This window comes from Variovorax sp. YR752, from assembly GCF_943372545.1.
This window is the reverse complement of record NZ_CALRZC010000062.1, coordinates 18832-36746: the sequence shown is the minus strand read 5'-3', so window position 1 is coordinate 36746 and position 17915 is coordinate 18832. Positions and strand designations below refer to the sequence as shown.

Below are 17915 nucleotides of genomic sequence, written 5' to 3'. Positions count from 1 at the left end.
TTGGCCGCGGCGTTTCCCGAGCGCGTGCGCAGCCTCGTGCTCTCGTCCACGCCGTACACCGACGAGGTGTTTCGCCGCGCTCGCGCGCAGCGTCCGCCCATCGACGAAGTGGCGCCCAGTGAAGACGGCAGTCACCTTGCTGCGCTGTGGCAGAAGCGCCAGGCCTTCTATCCGCCGGGGCGCCCCGACCTGCTCGAGGCCTTCGTGCGCGATGCGATGAAGGTCGGTCACCGTGTCGAAGAAGGGCACCGCGCCGTGGCCTCGTACTGCATGGAAGAGCGCATCGGCCGCGTGACGCAGCCGACGCTCATCGTGCGCGCCACGCTCGACCCTTTCGCGGCGCCGCATGCGGCGGAGTTGCAGCATCACTTGCCGCAGGCGCGCATCGTCGACATCGACGGCGGCATGGTGCCCTTGCCCGACCAGATGCCCGAGGTCTTCGCGCGCACGGTGCTCGACTTTCTGGCGACGCGGCCATGAAGGCGGTTCGCATTCATGGCTTTGATGCGGTGCCGGTGCTCGAAGAAGTGGCCGAGCCCGTCGCGCGACCCGGTCGCACCCTCGTGCGCATGCAGGCCGCCACCGTCGGCCACATCGACCGCACCGTGTGGCAAGGCCGCTTCCTGCGGCATCCGCCGTTGCCTTACACGCCGGGCGTGGAAGCGGCGGGCATCGTCGTCGCGAGCGAGCGTTACGCCGTCGGACAACGCGTGTGGTTGCGCGGCAGCGGATTGGGCACGTTGTTCGATGGCACCTGGTGTGAGCTGGTCGATGCCCCCGACGACGCACTCGGCGTGTTACCGGATGCGGTGCCGATGGCGCTCGGCGCAGCATTCTTCTCGCCCACCACATCGGCGTGGGTCGCGTTGCATGACGTCGCCCGATTGCAGCCTGGAGACCAAGTTCTGGTGACGGGCGCAAGCGGCGCTGTGGGTTCGCTGGTGATGCAGCTCGCACGCGACGCGGGCGCTACCGCAACGCCTGTCGATCCGAAAGCCGGTCCACCTGAAGTCGCCAGCGCTGACCTGCTCATCGACACCGTCGGCGGCGACGTGCTCGCGAGCGCCTTGCCTGCCGTGCGCCCCGGCGGTCGCGCCGTGCTGATCGGCTACACCGCCGGCCCGACGCTGCAGCTGGACATCGCGCACTTCCTGCAGCGCGACGTGGCGCTGCTGCCGCTCAACATGTTCAGGCGCGAAGCTGAAGGTCGCGCAGCCGCTCCAGAGTTGCTTGCGCGCTTGGCCGATGGCCGACTGCATCTCGACGTGCAGCCCTTCGCGCTCGCCGATTCGGCCCTCGCACTCGAATGGATCGCGCAACGTGGCCATCGCGGCCGCGCGGTGCTCGTGCCCTAGTCAGGCCACGCGCTTCAGTCTTCGTCCGGCACCTCGACCGGCACATGCACATGCAGGTCGATCATCTGCCGCAGCGTCTGCTTGAGCTCTTCGGCGCGTCGCAGGCCGAAGGGCTCGAGCACGCGGCGCTCGTGTTCGCGCGCCAGCTCCATCAGGTGCTCGACGGCTTTCAGCCCCGCGGGCGTGATGCGCACCAGCGTGATGCGGCGATCACTTTCATGGGGCAGGCGCTCGACCTGGCCGCGCGCTTCCATGCGGTCCAGCAGCCGCGTCACCGTCGGCTGCTTGGTCACCGTCACCTGCGCGAGCTGGCCGATGCTGACCGCGTTGCTGCCCGCCAGCGACGCCATCACGCGCCACTCCGACACCGAAAAACCCTGCTGGCGCGCCACCTCGTGGAACTCCGAGGAGATCAGCTGGCTGGCCTGCGCCAGCAGCGCGGGCAGGTAGTCGTCGACGAAGCGATGCGTTTCCTTGAGCGGTTCAGACATGACGGTGCCTCCTGTTTGCCGCAGGCATGCGGATTGCATGGCTAGGGTAATTCATGATTGTGGATACATTCATTTCTAAACATTATAGGAACCGTGATGTGACCCCGGGGCCGCATCCTCCCACGAGAAAGAAGAAGGACATCCATGGCTGAGCGTTCGTTCGTCGAAGAAGTCAAGAAGCTGCGACTTACTGGTGGAGAAGTGTTCCGCGGCGAAGGCATTCTGGCCGTCACCAAGGCCCTGCTGGAGTCGGGCGTGTCGTATGTGGCGGGCTACCAAGGCGCTCCTATCTCGCATCTGATGGATGTGCTGGCCGATGCGCAAGACATCCTGGCCGACCACGGCATCCGCTTCGAGAACAGCGCCAGCGAAGCCACCGCCGCCGCCACGCTGGCCGCCTCCGTCAACTACCCGCTGCGCGGCGCCGTCACCTTCAAGGCGACCGTGGGCACCAACGTGGCGTCCGATGCGCTGGCCAACCTGGCCTCGGGCGGCGTCACCGGCGGCGCGCTCATCATCGTGGGCGAGGACTACGGCGAAGGCTCGTCGATCATGCAGGAGCGCAGCCATGCGTTCGCCATGAAGTCGCAGATCTGGCTGCTCGATCCGCGGCCCAACCTGCCGAGCATCGTCGATGCGGTGAAGCAGGGCTTCGATCTCTCCGAAGCCAGCAACACGCCCGTGATGCTGCAGCTGCGCATCCGCGCCTGCCACGTGCACGGCCACTTCATCGCGGGTGACAACAAGCGCGCCAAGTTCACGCTGAAGGACGCGCTGGAGAACCCGCAGCGCGACGTCAGCCGCATCGTGCTGCCGCCCGCGAGCTTCGTGCACGAACAAGAGAAGGTGAAAGACCGCTGGCCTGCCGCCGTGCGTTTCATCGAGGAGCGCCAGCTCAACGAGTTCTTCTCCGAAGACGCCGACGACATCGGCATCATCGTGCAGGGCGGCAGCTACAACACGCTGCTGCGTGCGCTCGAACGCCTGGGCCTGGCCGACGTGTATGGCGAGACCCGCGTTCCGCTGTACGTGATGAACGTGGCCTACCCCGTCATCGAGAGCGAAGTCATCCGCTTCTGCGAAGGCAAGCGCGCCGTGCTCATCGTGGAAGAGGGCCAGCCCAACTTCGTCGAGCAGAACCTCGCGACCATCCTGCGCCAGGCCGGCTCCACCACCGCGCTGCACGGCAAGGACATGCTGCCCGTGGCCGGCGAGTACACGACGCTCGAACTGCTCAAGGGCACGCGCACCTTCTGCGAGCGCTACGAACGCCTCGCGCCGTTGCCGGTGCCCGTACCGGTGCGCAAGGTGATCCCGCTGAAGGAAGTGGCCGCCATCGGCGTCGACGATGCGCCCGAGCCCGCGCAGCCGTCGAGCGCGCTCGGCGATGTGGTCCATTCGCGTCCGCCGGGCTTTTGCACCGGCTGCCCCGAGCGCCCGATCTTCAGCGCCATGAAGCTGGTCGAGCGCGAACTCGGCGCGCACCACGTGAGCGCCGACATCGGCTGCCACCTGTTCTCGATCCTGCCGCCTTTCAACATCGGCAACACGACGATGGGTTATGGCCTCGGCGGCGCGGGCGCTTCGGCGCTCAACGCACCGGCCGGCAAGCGCGCGATTTCGATGATGGGCGACGGCGGCTTCTGGCACAACGGCCTGACGAGCGGCGTGGCCAACGCGGTCTTCAACAAGAGCGACAACCTCACCATCATCGTCGACAACAACTACACCTCGGCCACGGGCGGGCAGGACATCCTCTCGTCGACCGCCGTCAACAAGACGCGCAGCACCGGCCACGAAATCGAGCGCGCCGTGCGCGGCGTGGGTGTCGAATGGGTGAAGACCATTCGCCGCACCTACGACGTCGCCGGCATGCGCGACGCGCTCAAAGACGCACTCACCACGACAAAGAAGGGCCCCAAGGTCCTCATCGCCCAGTCGGAGTGCATGCTCAACAAGCAGCGCCGCGAGAAGCCACTCGTGCGCAAGGCCATCGCCGACGGCAAGCGCATGGTGCGCGACAAGTTCGGCGTCGATGCCGACACCTGCACGGGCGACCACTCGTGCATCCGCCTGTCGGGCTGCCCCTCGCTGTCGATCAAGCCCAACCCCGATCCGCTGCGCATCGACCCCGTCGCCACCGTGCTCGACAGCTGCGTGGGCTGCGGCAACTGCGGCGACGTGTCGCACGCCGCCGTGCTGTGCCCCTCGTTCTACAAGGCCCAGGTCGTGAGCAACCCGACCGCATGGGACCGTTTCCGCCAGCGCGTGCGCAGCACCGTCATCGGCTGGATGCAGCGCGGCGATGCGCGCCGCCGTGACGCCTATGCCTTCTGACGCCATGACGAACACCGTTCAACCCATCAAGATTGCCATCCTCGCCATGGGCGGGGAGGGCGGCGGCGTGCTCGCCGACTGGATCGTCGACATGGGCGAGGCCAACGGCTACGTCGCCCAGACCACCTCGGTGCCCGGGGTGGCCCAGCGCACCGGTGCGACCATCTACTACGTCGAGCTGTACCCCGATGCGCAGGCCCACGCCGACGGCGGACGTCCCGTGCTCGCGCTGATGCCGCTGCCGGGCGACGTCGACGTGGTGCTCGCCTCCGAGCTCATGGAAGCCGGCCGCGCGGTGCAGCGCGGGCTGGTCACGCGCGACCGCACCACGCTCATTGCCTCCACGCACCGCGTCTTCTCCATCGCCGAAAAGAGCGCCATGGGCGACGGCCGTGTCGACAGCGACCAGCTGCTCGCCCACACCGCGCGCGCCGCCAAGCGCTTCATCCGTTTCGACATGGCACAGGCTGCTGAAGCCTCGGGCAGCGTGATCAGCGCCGTGCTGTTCGGCACGCTCGCCGGCTCGGGCGTGCTGCCCTTCGGTCGCGCGCAGTTCGAAGCCACCATCGAGCGCGGCGGCGTGGGCGTGAAGCCCAGCCTCAAGGCCTTCGGTGCAGCATTCGACCGCGCACAGGACGGCGACGACGGCGAACCCGCCAAGGTCGCACCGGCCGCCACGCCCGCACCGCAACCGCGCCACCCGGCCGTGCGCGCACTGGTCGAGCGCGTGCAGCGCGACTTTCCGTTGCCCGCACAAGACTTCCTGCTCGAAGGCGTTCGCCGCCTCATCGACTACCAGGACCTGGCCTACGCCGGCCTCTACCTCGACCGCATGGCCACCGTTGCCAAACTGCCCGACGACGCCCACCGTCTGCTGCGCGAAACCGCGCGCCACCTCGCGCTGTGGATGTCCTACGAAGACACGGCCCGCGTCGCCGCCCTCAAGACCCGTGCGACCCGCTTCGAGCGCGTGCGCGGCGAGGCCGGCGTGCAGTCGGGCCAGGTGCTCGCCATCCACGAGTACATGCACCCGCGTCTGCAGGAAATCTGCGAGACGCTGCCCGGCGGCATCGGCCGCTGGCTCATGCACTCCACCTTGCCCAGGAAGATCGTCGAGCGCTTCACGCAGCACGGCCGCGTGATCCGCACCAGCTCGCTGCGCGGCTACCTGATGCTGCGCACCGTGGCCTCGATGAAGCGCTGGCGCCGCTCGACGATGCGCTACGCCGACGAAAACCGCCGCATCGAGGAGTGGCTGCAACGCATCGCCGCCACCGCGCAGCGCAACCCCGCGCTCGCCGTCGAACTCGCCCAGTGCCAGCGCCTGGTCAAGGGCTACAGCGACACGCACGAGCGCGGCCTGCGCAACTACGACACCGTGATGCGCGCGTTCGAACGTGCGGGTGCCGCGCTGGCGCCCGCCACCTTGCGCGAACTGCGCGACGCCGCGCTCGCCGACGAACACGGCCACAAGCTGCAAGCTGCGCTGGCGCAGCACGCCCTGGCCTGAAGAGACGAAGGGACCCGCCCCATGACCGCCCCCACGCTCCAGCTTCGCGTCGCCGAAGCGCGCGCCCTCAACCCGCTGATCCGCCTGCTGCGCCTGCGCGCCGAAGACGGCCGCGCGCTGCCCGGCTTCGCCGCCGGCGCGCACATCCGCGTGCAGGTGACGCTGGCTGACGGCACCACCGACTGGCGCCACTACTCGCTCATCAACTTCGCGACCGAGCGCAACGCCACCAACGCCCCGACCGATTACGTGATCGCCGTGCGCAAGGAGGCCGAAGGCCGCGGCGGCTCGCGCTTCATGCACGAAGGGCTGGCCGAGGGCAGCGTGCTCACCATCGAGCCGCCGAAGAACGACTTTCCGTTGCACACCGGCCCGGGCGGCTCGGTGCTGGTGGCCGGCGGCATCGGCGTCACGCCGCTCGCCTCGATGGCCGCGCGCCGCCGTGCCGAAGGCGCCGCCGTGCGCATGCACTACGCCGGCCGCAGTCGCGACCTCATGGCCTTCCTGCCCGAGCTGCAGACGCTGCTGGGCGACGACCTGCGCGTGCATGCCGACGCCGAAGCCGGCGCACCGCTCGACATTGACGCGCTGCTCGACGGCGTGCCCGCCGGCGACCGCCTCTACGTCTGCGGCCCCAAGGTCATGCTCGACGCCGTGCTCGCTCGCACCCAGGCCCGCGGCTGGGAACACGACCGCGTGCACTTCGAGCTCTTCACCGAACCCGTCGTGGAGGAGGGCGACCAGCCCTTCGAAGTGGAGCTTGCCCAGTCGGGCCAGCGCTTCACCGTGCCGGTCGGCCAGAGCATCCTCGACTGCCTCATCGAACACGGCTGCGACCCGATGTTCGATTGCAAGCGCGGTGAGTGCGGCGTGTGCGCCGTGCCCGTGATCGAGGGCGAGATCGACCACCGCGACTACGTGCTCACCGCCCGCGAGAAGGCGGAAGGCACCGTCATGCAGATCTGCATCTCGCGCGCCAAGGGAGCGCGCCTGGTGCTCGACCTCTGAAAAGAAAAGCCAGGAAGGAGCCAGGAGAACCATGCCTTCGTACCGAGACAACCCCGATGCCGTTCGCGCGCTCGTGCAGAACGACCGCGTGCACCGCGACCTGTACATCAGCCAGGACCTTTTCGAGATTGAGCAGGAGCACTTCTTCGCCAATACCTGGAACTACGTCGGGCACGAGAGCCAGCTGCCGAAGTCAGGCGACTGGATCACCAACGAGATCGCGGGCCGCCCGCTGATCGTCGTACGCCACAGCGACGGCAGCGTGCGCGTCATGATGAACCGCTGCGCCCACAAGGGCTCGCGCCTGGTGAACGGGCCCTGCGGCAACACCGGCAAGTTCTTTCGCTGCCCGTACCACGCCTGGACCTTCAAGACCGACGGCGCGCCGCTGGCCATTCCGCTGAAGACCGGCTACGAAAACACCCAACTCCACGAATGCGAGTCGGGCAAGGGCCTCACCCCCGTGAAGCACGTGCGCAGCCACCGCGGTTTCATCTTCGTGAAGATCAACGACGCGGGCCCCGACTTCGATGAGTACTTCGGCGATTCGCTGAGCTCTATCGACAACATGGCCGACCGCTCGCCCGAGGGCGAGCTGGAAATCGCCGGCGGCTGCCTGCGCTTCATGCACCAGTGCAACTGGAAGATGTTCGTCGAGAACCTCAACGACACCATGCACCCCATGGTGGCGCACGAGTCGTCGGCCGGCACCGCCAAGCGCATGTGGGCCGACAAGCCCGAAGACGAACCCAAGCCCATGGCCGTGGAGCAGTTCGTGCCCTTCATGTCCGACTACAAGTTCTTCGAGGACATGGGCATCCGCACCTACGACCACGGCCACAGCTTCACGGGCGTGCACTTCAGCATCCACAGCAAGTACAAGGCGATCCCCGCCTACGACGACGCCATGAAGGCGCGCTACGGCGAAGAAAAAACCGCGCAGATCCTGGGCATGGCGCGGCACAACACCGTGTACTACCCGAACCTCACGATCAAGGGCGCGATCCAGGCCATTCGCGTGGTGAAACCCATCTCGGCCAACCAGACGCTCATCGAGAGCTGGACCTTCCGCCTCAAGGGCGCGCCGCCCGAGCTGCTGCAGCGCACCACCATGTACAACCGCCTCATCAACTCGCCGTTCTCGGTGGTGGGCCACGACGACCTGCAGGCCTACCGCGGCATGCAGGCCGGCCTGCACGCCAGCGGCAACGAGTGGGTGAGCCTGCACCGCGACTACGACGCATCGGAGCTGAAGGGCGGCGAGATCACCACGGGCGGCACCAACGAGCTGCCCATGCGCAACCAGTACCGCAGCTGGGTGCAGCGCATGACGGAGACGATGTAATGGCCGCCGCCGATATCACCCGCCAGGACCTCATCGACTTCGTCGTCAACGAAGCGCGCCTGCTCGACACCCGCCGCTACGAGGAATGGAACGCGCTCTTCACCGACGACGCGTTCTACTGGATTCCGCTCGTGCCCGACCAGGAAGACGGCCTCAACCACACCTCGCACCTGTACGAAGACAAGCTGCTGCGCGAGCTGCGGATCGAGCGCCTCAAGAGCCCGCGTGCGTTTTCGCAGCAGCCCCAAAGCCGCTGCCACCACCTGCTGCAGGTGCCCGTCGTCGAGACCTTCGACGCCGACGCCCAGCGCTTCGTGGTGCGCACCGAGTTCCACTACACCGAATCGCAGGGCGACGAACTCCAGTTCTACGTCGGCACCTTCTTCCACCACCTCACGGTGCAGCACGGCGCGCTGCGCATGACGCTCAAGCGCGTCGACCTGCTCAATTGCGACGCGGCCCTGCCGGCCGTGCAGCTCTTCATCTAGGGACGCGATGACCCACGCCACCGTCCACCAGGTGTTCGCCGCCACGGCCGCGCGCACACCGCAGGCCGAATTCCTCTTCACCGAATCGGTGACCGCCGCCGCCTACGGCATTGCCGCCGGCGCCATCCGCTGGGGTGAAGCCGCCGCAGAAATCGAACGGCTGCGCGGCGCTTACGCGCAGGCCGGCTACGGCCACGGCCACCGCGTCGGCCTGCTGCTGGAGAACCGGCCCGCCTTCATCTTCCACTGGCTCGCGCTGAACGCGCTGGGCGCGAGCGTGGTGCCGATCAACGCCGAGATGCGCTCGGCCGAGCTGGTCTACCTCATCGGCCACAGCGAGATCGGCCTGGCCGTCACGCTGCCCGAGCGCGCTGCCGACCTGCAGGCCGCCGCTGCGCAGGCTGGCGTGGCCTTCGAGACCATGGGCCCCGACGAGGCCGTGCCGCCCGCGAAGACGGCCGCGCCGCGCGCCGGCGAGCCCCTTGGCACCGACACCGAATGCGGCCTGCTCTACACCTCGGGCACCACCGGCCGGCCCAAGGGCTGCATCCTGAGCAACGCGTACTTCCTGCGCGCCGGCGAGTGGTATGCCGCGCTCGACGGCGTGTGCAGCATCCGCCCCGATGCCGAACGCGTCATCACGCCGCTGCCGCTCAACCACATGAACGCGATGGCGTTCTCGACCATGGTCGTGCTCATTGCGGGCGGCTGCCTCGTGCAGCTCGACCGCTTCCATCCGAAGAGCTGGCTGGCCAGCGCGAAGGAAAGCGGCGCGACCATCGTGCATTACCTGGGCGTGATGCCCGCGATGCTGCTGTCGGCCCCCGCGTCGGCGGCCGACCGCGACCACGCGATCCGCTGGGGCTTCGGCGCCGGTGTCGACCGCAAGAACCACGCGCCCTTCGAAGAACGCTTCGGCTTCCCGCTGGTCGAGGCCTGGGCCATGACCGAGACCGGCGCGGCCGCCTGCATCATGGCCAACCGCGAGCCGCGTCTCGTGGGCACCAGCTGCTTCGGGCGGCAGGAAGACTTCGTCGAGATCCGCCTCATGGGCGAGGACGGCAGCGACGTGGGCACCGACATGCCCGGCGAACTGCTGGTGCGCTCGGCTGGCGCCGACCCGCGCCGCTACTTCTTCTCCGGCTACCTGAAGGACGAGGAGGCCACGCGCGAAGCCTGGGCCGACGGCTGGTTCCACACCGGCGACCTCGTGCGCCGCGATGCCGAAGGCAACTTCTTCTTCGTCGATCGCAAAAAGAACGTGATCCGCCGCAGCGGCGAGAACATCTCGGCCGTCGAGGTCGAGAGCGTGCTCAACCAGCACCCGGCCGTGAAGACCTCGGCCGTGGCCGCCACGCCCGATGCGGTGCGCGGCGACGAAGTGCTCGCCTGCATCGTGCTGCGCGAAAACACCGGTGCGGCGCAGCGGGAAGCAGTCGCGGCCAGCATCGTCCAGCACGCGCTCGCGCAGCTGGCGTACTACAAGGCGCCCGGCTACGTCGCCTTCGTCGATGCGCTGCCGCTCACGCCCTCGCAGAAGATCCAGCGCGGCCAGCTGCGCGAAATGGCGCAGACGTTGCCGGGCCAGGGCCATTGCATCGACACGCGCTCCATGAAAAAGAGGCAGGCATGACCAAGCGCAACCGGCTTTCCTACGAAGGCGTCGCGGTCGCGGTGCCCATCACCGTGCCCTACGTGCGCTACTCCACGCGCACCGCGCACTGGTTCGTCGGCCAGGCCATCGATGCGCTGGTGCAGGCCAGCGGCGTGGCCAAGGAACAGATCGACGGCCTGTGCCTGAGCAGCTTCTCGCTCTCGCCCGACACGGCCGTGGGCGTCACGCAGCACCTGGGCCTGTCGCCGCGCTGGCTCGACCACATGCCCACCGGCGGCGCCTCGGGCGTGATGTGCCTGCGCCGCGCCGCACGCGCCGTGCAGGCGGGCGACGCCGACATCGTCGCCTGCGTGGGCGCCGACACCAACCACGTCGACTCCTTCCGCCAGACGCTGGGCAGCTTCAGCAACTTCGCGCGCGATGCGAGCTACCCCTACGGCTCGGGCGGCCCGAACTCGATCTTCGCGTTCATCACCGCCAACTACATGCGCACCTACGGCGCCACGCGCGAAGACTTCGGCCGCATCTGCGTGGACCAGCGCACCAACGCGCTCGGCAACCCCAACGCCATGTTCAAGAAGGGCCTCACGCTCGACGAGTACATGGCCGCGCGGCCCATCTCCGACCCGATCCATTTGTTCGACTGCGTGATGCCCTGCGCCGGTGCCGACGCGTTCCTCGTGATGAGCGAGGAGCGTGCGCGCGACCTGGGCCTGGCGCACGTTGTGATCCGCGGCGCCATCGAGCGCCACAACGCCTACGCCGAAGACCCGGTGATGGTGCAGGGCGGCTGGCGCAAGGACCGCGACGATCTCTACGCGCAGGCCGGCGTGCAGCCCGCCGCGCTCGACTTCGTGCAGACCTACGACGACTACCCCGTCATCGTGATGATGCAGTTCGAAGACCTGGGCTTCTGCGAGAAGGGCGAGGGCTCGGCCTTCGTGCAGGCCAACACCATGACCTTCGACGGCAGTTTTCCGAACAACACCAGCGGGGGCCAGCTCTCGGCCGGGCAAGCGGGTGCGGCGGGTGGGTTCCTCGGCATGGTCGAGGCGATCCGACAGCTGACCGACCAGGCCGGCGCGCGCGCCGTGCCCAACGCCCAGCTGGGCCTTGTTGCCGGCTTCGGCATGGTGACCTACGACCGCTGCCTGTGCACAGGCGCCGTCATCCTCGGGAGATCCGCATGACGATGCCGATGATGCGCCCCCCGCGCAAGAACCCGGTGCTGCGCACCCGGCAGATGAACCTGCCGCCCGGCGCGCGCGGCCGCGTCGCGCTCGGCCTCACGGCCGCTGCCGCCGAAGGCCGCTTCGAGCTGCAGACCTGCGAGGACTGCGGCACGGTGCAGTACCCGCCGCGCGAGGTCTGCCACAAGTGCCTGTCGTCGGCGCTGCGCTGGCGCCAGCAGAGCGGCGAGGGCGCGCTGCTCGGCAGCACCACGCTGCACCACAGCAACGACCTGTTCTTTCGCGAGCGGCTGCCTTGGCGGCTGGGCCTAGTGCACCTCGACGCCGGCCCCACGCTCATGGTCCACCTGCATGGCGAGGTCGGCGAAGCACCGCAACGTGTGCGCGTGGGCGCCCGGCTCGACCGCGCAGGCCAGGCCGTTCTCATTGCTTTTCCGAATGAAGGGAGTCCCCACATGGCCGACGACAAGATGCTGCGCGAAATGACCAGCGACCCGAAGTTCCGCAAGGTGCTGCTGACCGACGGCAAGACCGAGACGGGCCAGGCCATCGTGCGTGCGCTGGTGAAGGCCGGCGCCGACATCGTCTGGGTCGGCCACGCCGAACCCTGGAAGAAGATGGGCGACGGCCTGGACGACATCTCGGCGCTGCCGCAGGTCACGCTCGTGCCGCTCGACCTCACCAACGGCCGCCAGGTGACCGAGCTGGCCGGCGCCATCGGCGGCAAGGTCGACATCGTGATCAACAACGCCGAGGTGCACCGCACCTTCGGCATCGGCGCGCGCCGCGGCACCGATGTGGCCAAGGCCGAGATGGACATCAACTACTTCGGCCTGCTGCGCCTGGCGCAGGAGTTCGGCCCCGCGCTCAAGGGCCGCTCGGCCGACGGCACGACGGGTGCGACCGCGTGGGTCAACCTGCTGTCGATCTATGCGCTGAGCAACTTCCCGCCGCACGGCACCTTCAGCGCCTCGAAGGCCGCGGCGCATTCGCTCGCGCAGTGCCTGCGCGCCGAGATGCGGCCCGCCGGCATCCGCGTGATCAACGTGTTCCCCGGTCCCATCGACGACGAATGGAACCAGCACACGCCACCGCCCAAGCTGGCACCCACCGCACTGGCCAACGCCATCGTGAAGGCGCTGCGCGACGGCGTGGAAGACGTGTACCCGGGCGACGTGGCGCAGGAGTGGCTGGAGCGCTGGCGCGACAACCCCAAGGTGCTCGAGCGCGAACTCGCGGCGGGCGGCTGAGAACAGGAGCCACACGAATGACCACGACTACCGAACTGATGTCCGCCGCCGAAATCCTCGGCGGTCTCGTGACCGCCATGGCCAGCGGCCGCATCCGCGTGATCGACCTCACGCAGACGCTCACGCCCGAGTTTCCGCAGATCGCGCTGCCGCCCGAGATGGGCCAGTGCTGGCCCTTCCGCATCGAGGAAGTGTCGAAGTACGACGAGCGCGGCCCGGGCTGGTACTGGAACAACTTTTCCTGCGGCGAGCACACCGGCACGCACTTCGATGCGCCGATCCACTGGATCTCGGGCCGCGACCTGCCGAACAACTCGGTCGACACCATTCCCGTGCAGCACTTCGTGGCACCGGCCTGCGTGATCGACTGCTCGGCCGATGTGCAGGGCAACGACGACTACCTGCTGAGCGTGGCCGACATCGAGCGCTACGAAGCCGCGCATGGCCGCATCCCCAAGGGCGCGTGGGTGCTCATGCGCACCGACTGGTCCAAGCGCACCGACCCCGAGGCGTACCAGAACTTCGATGAAACGGGCCAGCACACGCCCGGCCCGAGCACCGAGGCCGTGCGCTTCCTGGTCGAGCAGCGCGACGTGCTGGGTTTCGGCTCCGAAGCCATCGGCACGGATGCGGGGCAGGGCTATCACCTGCGTCCGCCGTACCCGTGCCACTACTACATGCACGGCGCGGGCCGCTACGGCCTGCAGTGCCTGAGCAACCTCGACCTGCTGCCGCCCGCGGGTGCGGTGCTGATCTGCCCGCCGCTGAAGATCGAGAAGGGCAGTGGGAGCCCGCTGCGCGTGCTGGCCCTGGTGGGAGCCACGGCATGAGTGCCACCGCATCCAAGGTCGCGGCCGTCACCGGCGGCAGCGCCGGCATCGGCAAGGCGATCTGTGAAGACCTGCTCGCACAGGGCTACGAAGTGATCTCGCTCGCACGCCGCAAGGCCGAGATCGATCATCCGAAGATGCACAGCCTCGAGGTCGACCTGGCCGACCGCGCCGCCACCGGCGAGGCGGTGCGCGAGCTGATCGAACGCTTCGCACCCACCACCATCGTCCACAACGCCGGCGTCATCCGCGCCGCGCTGTTGCCCGAAGTGAAGCTCGACGACCTCGATGCGCTGGTCGACCTGCACCTGGGCTGTGCCATCCAGCTCGTGCAAGGCGCATTGCCCGCGATGCGTGCGCAGCACTTCGGCCGCGTGGTGTTGCTGTCGTCGCGCGCCGCGCTGGGCCTGGCCACGCGCACCAGCTACTCGGCGACCAAGGCCGGCATGCTCGGCATGGCCCGCACCTGGGCACTCGAACTCGCGGCGGACGGCATCACGGTGAACGTGGTGGCGCCGGGCCCGATTCGCACCGACATGTTCTACGACGTGGTCGAGGCCGGCAGCGAGAAGGAGCGCGCGCTCGCGGCCTCCGTACCCGTCAAGCGCCTCGGTGAATCGACCGACGTGGCACGCGCCGTGCGTTTCTTCGCCGCGCCGGAAAACAGCTTCGTCACTGGCCAGGTTCTCTATGTCTGCGGCGGCACCAGCGTCGGCAGCCTCGCCCTCTAGTTTTCATTTCAGCGTTCGTCTCGTTTCGTTCCGTTCAAAAACATCACCTCTGGAGCACCGCCATGAAAGTCATGAACCGAATTCGCACCCTCGCGGCCGTTGTCGCGGGCCTCGGCGCGCTGAGCGCCACCGGCGCCTGGGCCGCCGATCTCAAGGTCGGTTTCATCACGTCGCTGTCGGGGCCGGTGTCGTCGCTCGGCATTCCCTACGAAAAGGGCATGAAGGCCGCGCTCGCCTACAAGGCCGAACTCGGTGGCCGCAAGATCCAGCTGGTGCAGCTCGACGATGCGTCCGACCCGACCACGGCCGCGCGCAACGCCCGCAAGATGATCGACGAGGACAAGGTCGACGTGATCATCGGCACGGCCGGCTCGCCCGGTGCGCTGGCCATTGCCGGTGTGGCGCGCGAAACCAAGACGCCGCTGATCTCCATCGCCAACGCGAACCTGCCGGGCGACGAGGGCGCGTGGATGGTCACGCTGCCTCAGCCCGCACCGCTCATGGTGAGCGCGGTGGTCGAGCGCATGAAGAAGTCGGGCGTGAAGACGGTCGGCTACATCGGCTTCTCCGACGCCTGGGGCGACCTGGTGTACGGCGCGCTGCAAAAGAGCGCCGAGCCGGCCGGCATCAAGATCGTGTCGAACGAGCGCTATGCGCGCGGCGATTCGTCGGTGACGGGCCAGGTGCTGAAGATCGTGGCGCTGCGCCCCGACGCGGTGATCACCGGCACCTCGGGCACGCCCGGAGCACTGCCGTACCTGGCGCTCGCGGAGCGCGGCTACAAGGGCCAGATCTACGGCATGCACGCGCTCATCAACCCCGACTTCGTGCGCGTGGGTGGTGCATCGGTCGAAGGCCTGCTGGCCCCCACCGGTCCGGTGATCGTGGCCGAGCAGCTGCCCAACGACAACCCGATCCGCAAGGTGTCGATGGACTTCCGTGCGGCGTACCAGAAAGCCAACGGCGCGCCGCCGACCGACGCCTTCTCGGCTTACACCTTCGACGCATGGCTGGTGTACCTGGACGCCGCCCAGCGCGCGCTCGCCACCAAGGCCGAGCCCGGCACGCCGCAGTTCCGCCTGGCGCTGCGCGACGCCATCGTGAGCATCAAGGAGCTGGTGGGCACGCACAGCGTCTACAACTTCAAGCCGACCGACCGCTACGGCTCGGACGAGCGCTCGCGCGTCGTCGTGAAGCTCGAGAAGGGCCAGTGGAAGCTGGTGCCCTGAACGCCCGCCCGTTGACCCGATGAACGGCACCCACCCCATGCACCCGCTTCTTCGCGCTTCGTGTCGCCGGCGCGCGACCGGCACCGTCCTGTTCGCCGCCGCGCTGCTGGCCGGCTGCGCCGCCACCGCACCGAGCGGTGGTGGCGAAGTCACCATCAAGCGCGACCGCTACGGCGTGCCGCACGTCTACGCCAGCGACACGCGCGGCCTGTTTCACGGCTTCGGCTATGCCGTCGCCGAAGACCGGCTCTACCAGCTGGAGATGGCGCGGCGCTCGGGCAACGGCAGCGTGGCCGAGGTGCTGGGGGCCGAGTTCGTGGCGACCGACAAGGCGACGCGCTCCAACATCGATCCGGTGTCGATCCGCCGCCAGATCGATGCGCTGAGCGCCGACGACCGCGCCCTGTTCGAAGGCTACGCCGCGGGCGTCAACGCGCGCATCCGCGACGTGCTGGCCGACCGCGCAAAGCTGATGCCGCGCGAGTTCATCGACAACGGCTTCGAGCCGGCACCCTGGACCGCCGACGACGTGGCCATGGTCTGGATCGGCCTGATCCTCAACCGCTTCTTCGCGGGCACCGCCGAGGTGGCCAACCTCTCGCTGCTCAACCAGCTCAAGGCCGCGCGCGGCGACGTCGCCGGCCTGCAGCTCTACGAGCAGCTGCGCTGGCTCGAAGACCCGACCGCGCCGACCATCGTGCCGCGCGGCAACCCCAACAAGCTGGCGCGCGCCGAGCCCGGCGACGCCGCGCTCGCGCCGGTCTCCACGCAGGCCGCCGCCGACTTCCGTGCCACGCAGGTCACCCGCATGGGCCTGGCCGCCACCGAAGGCATGCCGACCGCCAGCAACGCGTGGGTGCTCGGCCCTTCGCGCACCAAGGAAGGCGTGGCCGTTCTGTACAACGGCCCGCAGCAGGGCTTCAACAACCCCTCGTTCGTGCACGGCATCGGCCTGCACGGCGCGGGCTACGACCTCACGGGCCTCACGCCCATCGGCCTGCTGCCGGTGCTGTTCGGCACCAACGGCACCATCGCCTGGGGTTCGACGGTGGGCTCGCTCGACACCAACGACACCTACCAGGAAACGCTGAACCCGGCCAACCGCTACGAATACAGGTACGACGGCGCTTACCGCCCGATGACCCGGCGCACCGACGTCATCCGCGTGAAGGGCGCCGCGCCGCAGAGCGTGGAAATCTACGCCACGGTGCACGGCTTCGTGCAGAGCTGGGACGTGGACAACGGCCGCGCCTACACCGCGCGCAGCACCTGGCAGGGCCGCGAGGTCGAGACCATGCTCGGCTGGGCGCATGCCGCACGGGCGCGCGACTGGTCGGGCTTTCTTGCGCAGGGCGAGCGCGTGGCGGCGTCCATCACCTGGTTCTATGCCGACGTGGCGGGCAACATCGGCGCCGTCGGCCTGGGCCGCATGCCGCGCCGCCCGGCCACGCAGGACATCCGCTTTCCCGCGCGCGGCGACGGCAGCATGGAGTGGCAGGGCAGCCTGCCATTCAGCGCCAACCCGCGCGCCTACAACCCCGCGCAGGGCTACCTCGCGAGCTGGAACAACCAGATCGCCGAAGGCCTGCGCGCGGACGGCGCGAACTTCTCGCACGTCGACCGTGTCGCCGAAATCCACGCGCAGCTGCAGGGCACGGCCAAGCTGGGCGCCGACGAGATCTGGCGCGTGAGCCAGGGCGCAGCGCTGGCCGACCTGAACGCGCGCTACTTCGTGCCCCTCATCGTCGATGCGGCGAAGGGCCTGCCGGCGGGCGACCCCGCGCGCCGCGCGGCCGACCTGCTCGCGAACTGGGACCTGAAGAACCGCGTCGCCCCGGGCGGTGAGGTCTACGACAACCGCGCCACCACCGTGCTGCGCGCGTGGCTGGGTGCGATGTCGCGGCGCCTGCTGGCCGACGACCTGCCGCCGGCCGTGTTCGCCACCTACGCCAACCTCGGCTACCCCACGCTCACGCCGCGCGGCTCGCCGGGCAGCGCGCAGCCGGCGGCGGTGGCCAAGCTGCTGTGGAACGCGCTGAGCGGCCCGGCGTCGGGCGTGCCGCAGCGCCACGACTTCTTCAACGGGCAAGACCCGCGCACGATGGTGCGCGCGGCGCTGACCGATGCGGTGGGCGAGCTGCGCACGCGCCTCGGGCCCGACATGGCCGCGTGGACCACGCCCGTGGTGCGGCATCGCTTCTCGCGCATCAACGCCATCGGCGTGCCGTGGGCCGGCGCGGGCGACGAGCCCGAGGTCAGCCCCTACATGAACCGCGGCACGCTGAACTACCGCGTGGTGATGCGTCCGGGCGCGCTCGACATGTGCTCGGTCGCAGCGCCGGGGCAGAGCGGCTTCGTGAGCCCTGCCGGCGTGCGCGACCGCCACCACGGCGACCAGCTGGCGCTGTTCGAGCGCTTCGAATGCAAGCCGGAGCGGCTCACGCCCGCGCAGGTCGACGCCGACCTCGAATCGCGCCGCACCCTGCGCTACTGACCGTCCCTCGTCTCCATTCCAACCCCCGAAGAGGAAGCTCCC

14 protein-coding genes and 1 pseudogene are annotated in these 17915 nt (G+C 68.8%); 14 read left to right on the top strand and 1 reads right to left on the bottom strand.

What is annotated here, in order from left to right:
- Positions 1-480, top strand: a pseudogene (locus tag AAG801_RS16600) (alpha/beta hydrolase); the annotation flags it as partial.
- Positions 477-1355, top strand: a complete 879-nt coding sequence (locus AAG801_RS16595) for a zinc-binding alcohol dehydrogenase family protein (protein WP_341889354.1) — start codon at positions 477-479, stop codon at positions 1353-1355. The pseudogene AAG801_RS16600 and the gene AAG801_RS16595, both read left to right, overlap by 4 nt.
- A 14-nt stretch (positions 1356-1369) precedes the next feature.
- Here AAG801_RS16595 and AAG801_RS16590 read toward each other — a convergent pair whose 3' ends face one another.
- Positions 1370-1846: a MarR family transcriptional regulator gene (locus AAG801_RS16590; RefSeq protein ID WP_341889353.1), complete on the bottom strand. Its 477-nt coding sequence runs from the start codon at positions 1844-1846 to the stop codon at positions 1370-1372.
- A 144-nt stretch (positions 1847-1990) separates the two neighbouring features.
- On the opposite strand from AAG801_RS16590, the gene AAG801_RS16585 reads away from it, so the two are divergent.
- The 12 genes from AAG801_RS16585 to AAG801_RS16530 all read left to right on the top strand — a co-directional run bounded on the left by AAG801_RS16585 (position 1991) and on the right by AAG801_RS16530 (position 17873).
- Positions 1991-4183, top strand: a complete 2193-nt coding sequence (locus tag AAG801_RS16585; protein WP_341889352.1) for an indolepyruvate ferredoxin oxidoreductase subunit alpha — start codon at positions 1991-1993, stop codon at positions 4181-4183.
- 4 nt (positions 4184-4187) lie between these two features.
- Complete coding sequence (locus AAG801_RS16580; protein WP_341889351.1) at positions 4188-5693, top strand: indolepyruvate oxidoreductase subunit beta family protein; 1506 nt, start codon at positions 4188-4190, stop codon at positions 5691-5693.
- Between the two features lie 21 nt (positions 5694-5714).
- Positions 5715-6701 (top strand): PDR/VanB family oxidoreductase, encoded by a 987-nt coding sequence (locus AAG801_RS16575; RefSeq protein ID WP_341889350.1) that lies wholly within the window; start codon positions 5715-5717, stop codon positions 6699-6701.
- A gap of 31 nt (positions 6702-6732) precedes the next feature.
- Positions 6733-8046: an aromatic ring-hydroxylating dioxygenase subunit alpha gene (locus AAG801_RS16570; protein WP_341889349.1), complete on the top strand. Its 1314-nt coding sequence runs from the start codon at positions 6733-6735 to the stop codon at positions 8044-8046.
- Complete coding sequence (locus AAG801_RS16565; RefSeq protein WP_341889348.1) at positions 8046-8534, top strand: aromatic-ring-hydroxylating dioxygenase subunit beta; 489 nt, start codon at positions 8046-8048, stop codon at positions 8532-8534. The genes AAG801_RS16570 and AAG801_RS16565 overlap by 1 nt, the downstream gene beginning before the upstream one ends.
- Before the next feature lie 7 nt (positions 8535-8541).
- Positions 8542-10167 carry an AMP-binding protein gene (locus AAG801_RS16560; RefSeq protein WP_341889347.1) on the top strand — a complete coding sequence of 542 codons (1626 nt, stop codon included), beginning with the start codon at positions 8542-8544 and terminating at the stop codon, positions 10165-10167.
- Positions 10164-11339 (top strand): thiolase family protein, encoded by a 1176-nt coding sequence (locus tag AAG801_RS16555; RefSeq protein ID WP_341889346.1) that lies wholly within the window; start codon positions 10164-10166, stop codon positions 11337-11339. The genes AAG801_RS16560 and AAG801_RS16555 overlap by 4 nt, the downstream gene beginning before the upstream one ends.
- A complete protein-coding gene (locus AAG801_RS16550) occupies positions 11336-12589 on the top strand; it encodes an SDR family NAD(P)-dependent oxidoreductase (RefSeq protein WP_341889345.1) in 1254 nt (417 codons plus the stop codon). The genes AAG801_RS16555 and AAG801_RS16550 overlap by 4 nt, the downstream gene beginning before the upstream one ends.
- Before the next feature lie 17 nt (positions 12590-12606).
- Entirely contained in the window at positions 12607-13419 is an 813-nt protein-coding gene (locus tag AAG801_RS16545; RefSeq protein ID WP_341889344.1) for a cyclase family protein, read from the top strand.
- The gene (locus tag AAG801_RS16540) at positions 13416-14150 is read left to right on the top strand and encodes an SDR family oxidoreductase (RefSeq protein ID WP_341889343.1); all 735 of its coding nucleotides are present in this window, start codon (positions 13416-13418) and stop codon (positions 14148-14150) included. The genes AAG801_RS16545 and AAG801_RS16540 overlap by 4 nt, the downstream gene beginning before the upstream one ends.
- Positions 14151-14212: 62 nt before the next feature.
- On the top strand, positions 14213-15379 hold the full coding sequence (locus AAG801_RS16535) for an ABC transporter substrate-binding protein (protein ID WP_341889342.1): 1167 nt from the start codon (positions 14213-14215) through the stop codon (positions 15377-15379).
- A 37-nt stretch (positions 15380-15416) separates the two neighbouring features.
- Positions 15417-17873 carry a penicillin acylase family protein gene (locus AAG801_RS16530; RefSeq protein WP_341889341.1) on the top strand — a complete coding sequence of 819 codons (2457 nt, stop codon included), beginning with the start codon at positions 15417-15419 and terminating at the stop codon, positions 17871-17873.
- Positions 17874-17915 lie beyond the last annotated feature (42 nt).

What these genes read in the sequence shown, in the direction of transcription:
- AAG801_RS16595 (WP_341889354.1), top strand. Translation starts at nt 477, where the DNA reads ATGAAGGCGGTTCGCATTCATGGCTTTGATGCGGTGCCGGTGCTCGAA.
- AAG801_RS16590 (WP_341889353.1), bottom strand. Translation starts at nt 1,846, where the DNA reads ATGTCTGAACCGCTCAAGGAAACGCATCGCTTCGTCGACGACTACCTG.
- AAG801_RS16585 (WP_341889352.1), top strand. Translation starts at nt 1,991, where the DNA reads ATGGCTGAGCGTTCGTTCGTCGAAGAAGTCAAGAAGCTGCGACTTACT.
- AAG801_RS16580 (WP_341889351.1), top strand. Translation starts at nt 4,188, where the DNA reads ATGACGAACACCGTTCAACCCATCAAGATTGCCATCCTCGCCATGGGC.
- AAG801_RS16575 (WP_341889350.1), top strand. Translation starts at nt 5,715, where the DNA reads ATGACCGCCCCCACGCTCCAGCTTCGCGTCGCCGAAGCGCGCGCCCTC.
- AAG801_RS16570 (WP_341889349.1), top strand. Translation starts at nt 6,733, where the DNA reads ATGCCTTCGTACCGAGACAACCCCGATGCCGTTCGCGCGCTCGTGCAG.
- AAG801_RS16565 (WP_341889348.1), top strand. Translation starts at nt 8,046, where the DNA reads ATGGCCGCCGCCGATATCACCCGCCAGGACCTCATCGACTTCGTCGTC.
- AAG801_RS16560 (WP_341889347.1), top strand. Translation starts at nt 8,542, where the DNA reads ATGACCCACGCCACCGTCCACCAGGTGTTCGCCGCCACGGCCGCGCGC.
- AAG801_RS16555 (WP_341889346.1), top strand. Translation starts at nt 10,164, where the DNA reads ATGACCAAGCGCAACCGGCTTTCCTACGAAGGCGTCGCGGTCGCGGTG.
- AAG801_RS16550 (WP_341889345.1), top strand. Translation starts at nt 11,336, where the DNA reads ATGACGATGCCGATGATGCGCCCCCCGCGCAAGAACCCGGTGCTGCGC.
- AAG801_RS16545 (WP_341889344.1), top strand. Translation starts at nt 12,607, where the DNA reads ATGACCACGACTACCGAACTGATGTCCGCCGCCGAAATCCTCGGCGGT.
- AAG801_RS16540 (WP_341889343.1), top strand. Translation starts at nt 13,416, where the DNA reads ATGAGTGCCACCGCATCCAAGGTCGCGGCCGTCACCGGCGGCAGCGCC.
- AAG801_RS16535 (WP_341889342.1), top strand. Translation starts at nt 14,213, where the DNA reads ATGAAAGTCATGAACCGAATTCGCACCCTCGCGGCCGTTGTCGCGGGC.
- AAG801_RS16530 (WP_341889341.1), top strand. Translation starts at nt 15,417, where the DNA reads ATGCACCCGCTTCTTCGCGCTTCGTGTCGCCGGCGCGCGACCGGCACC.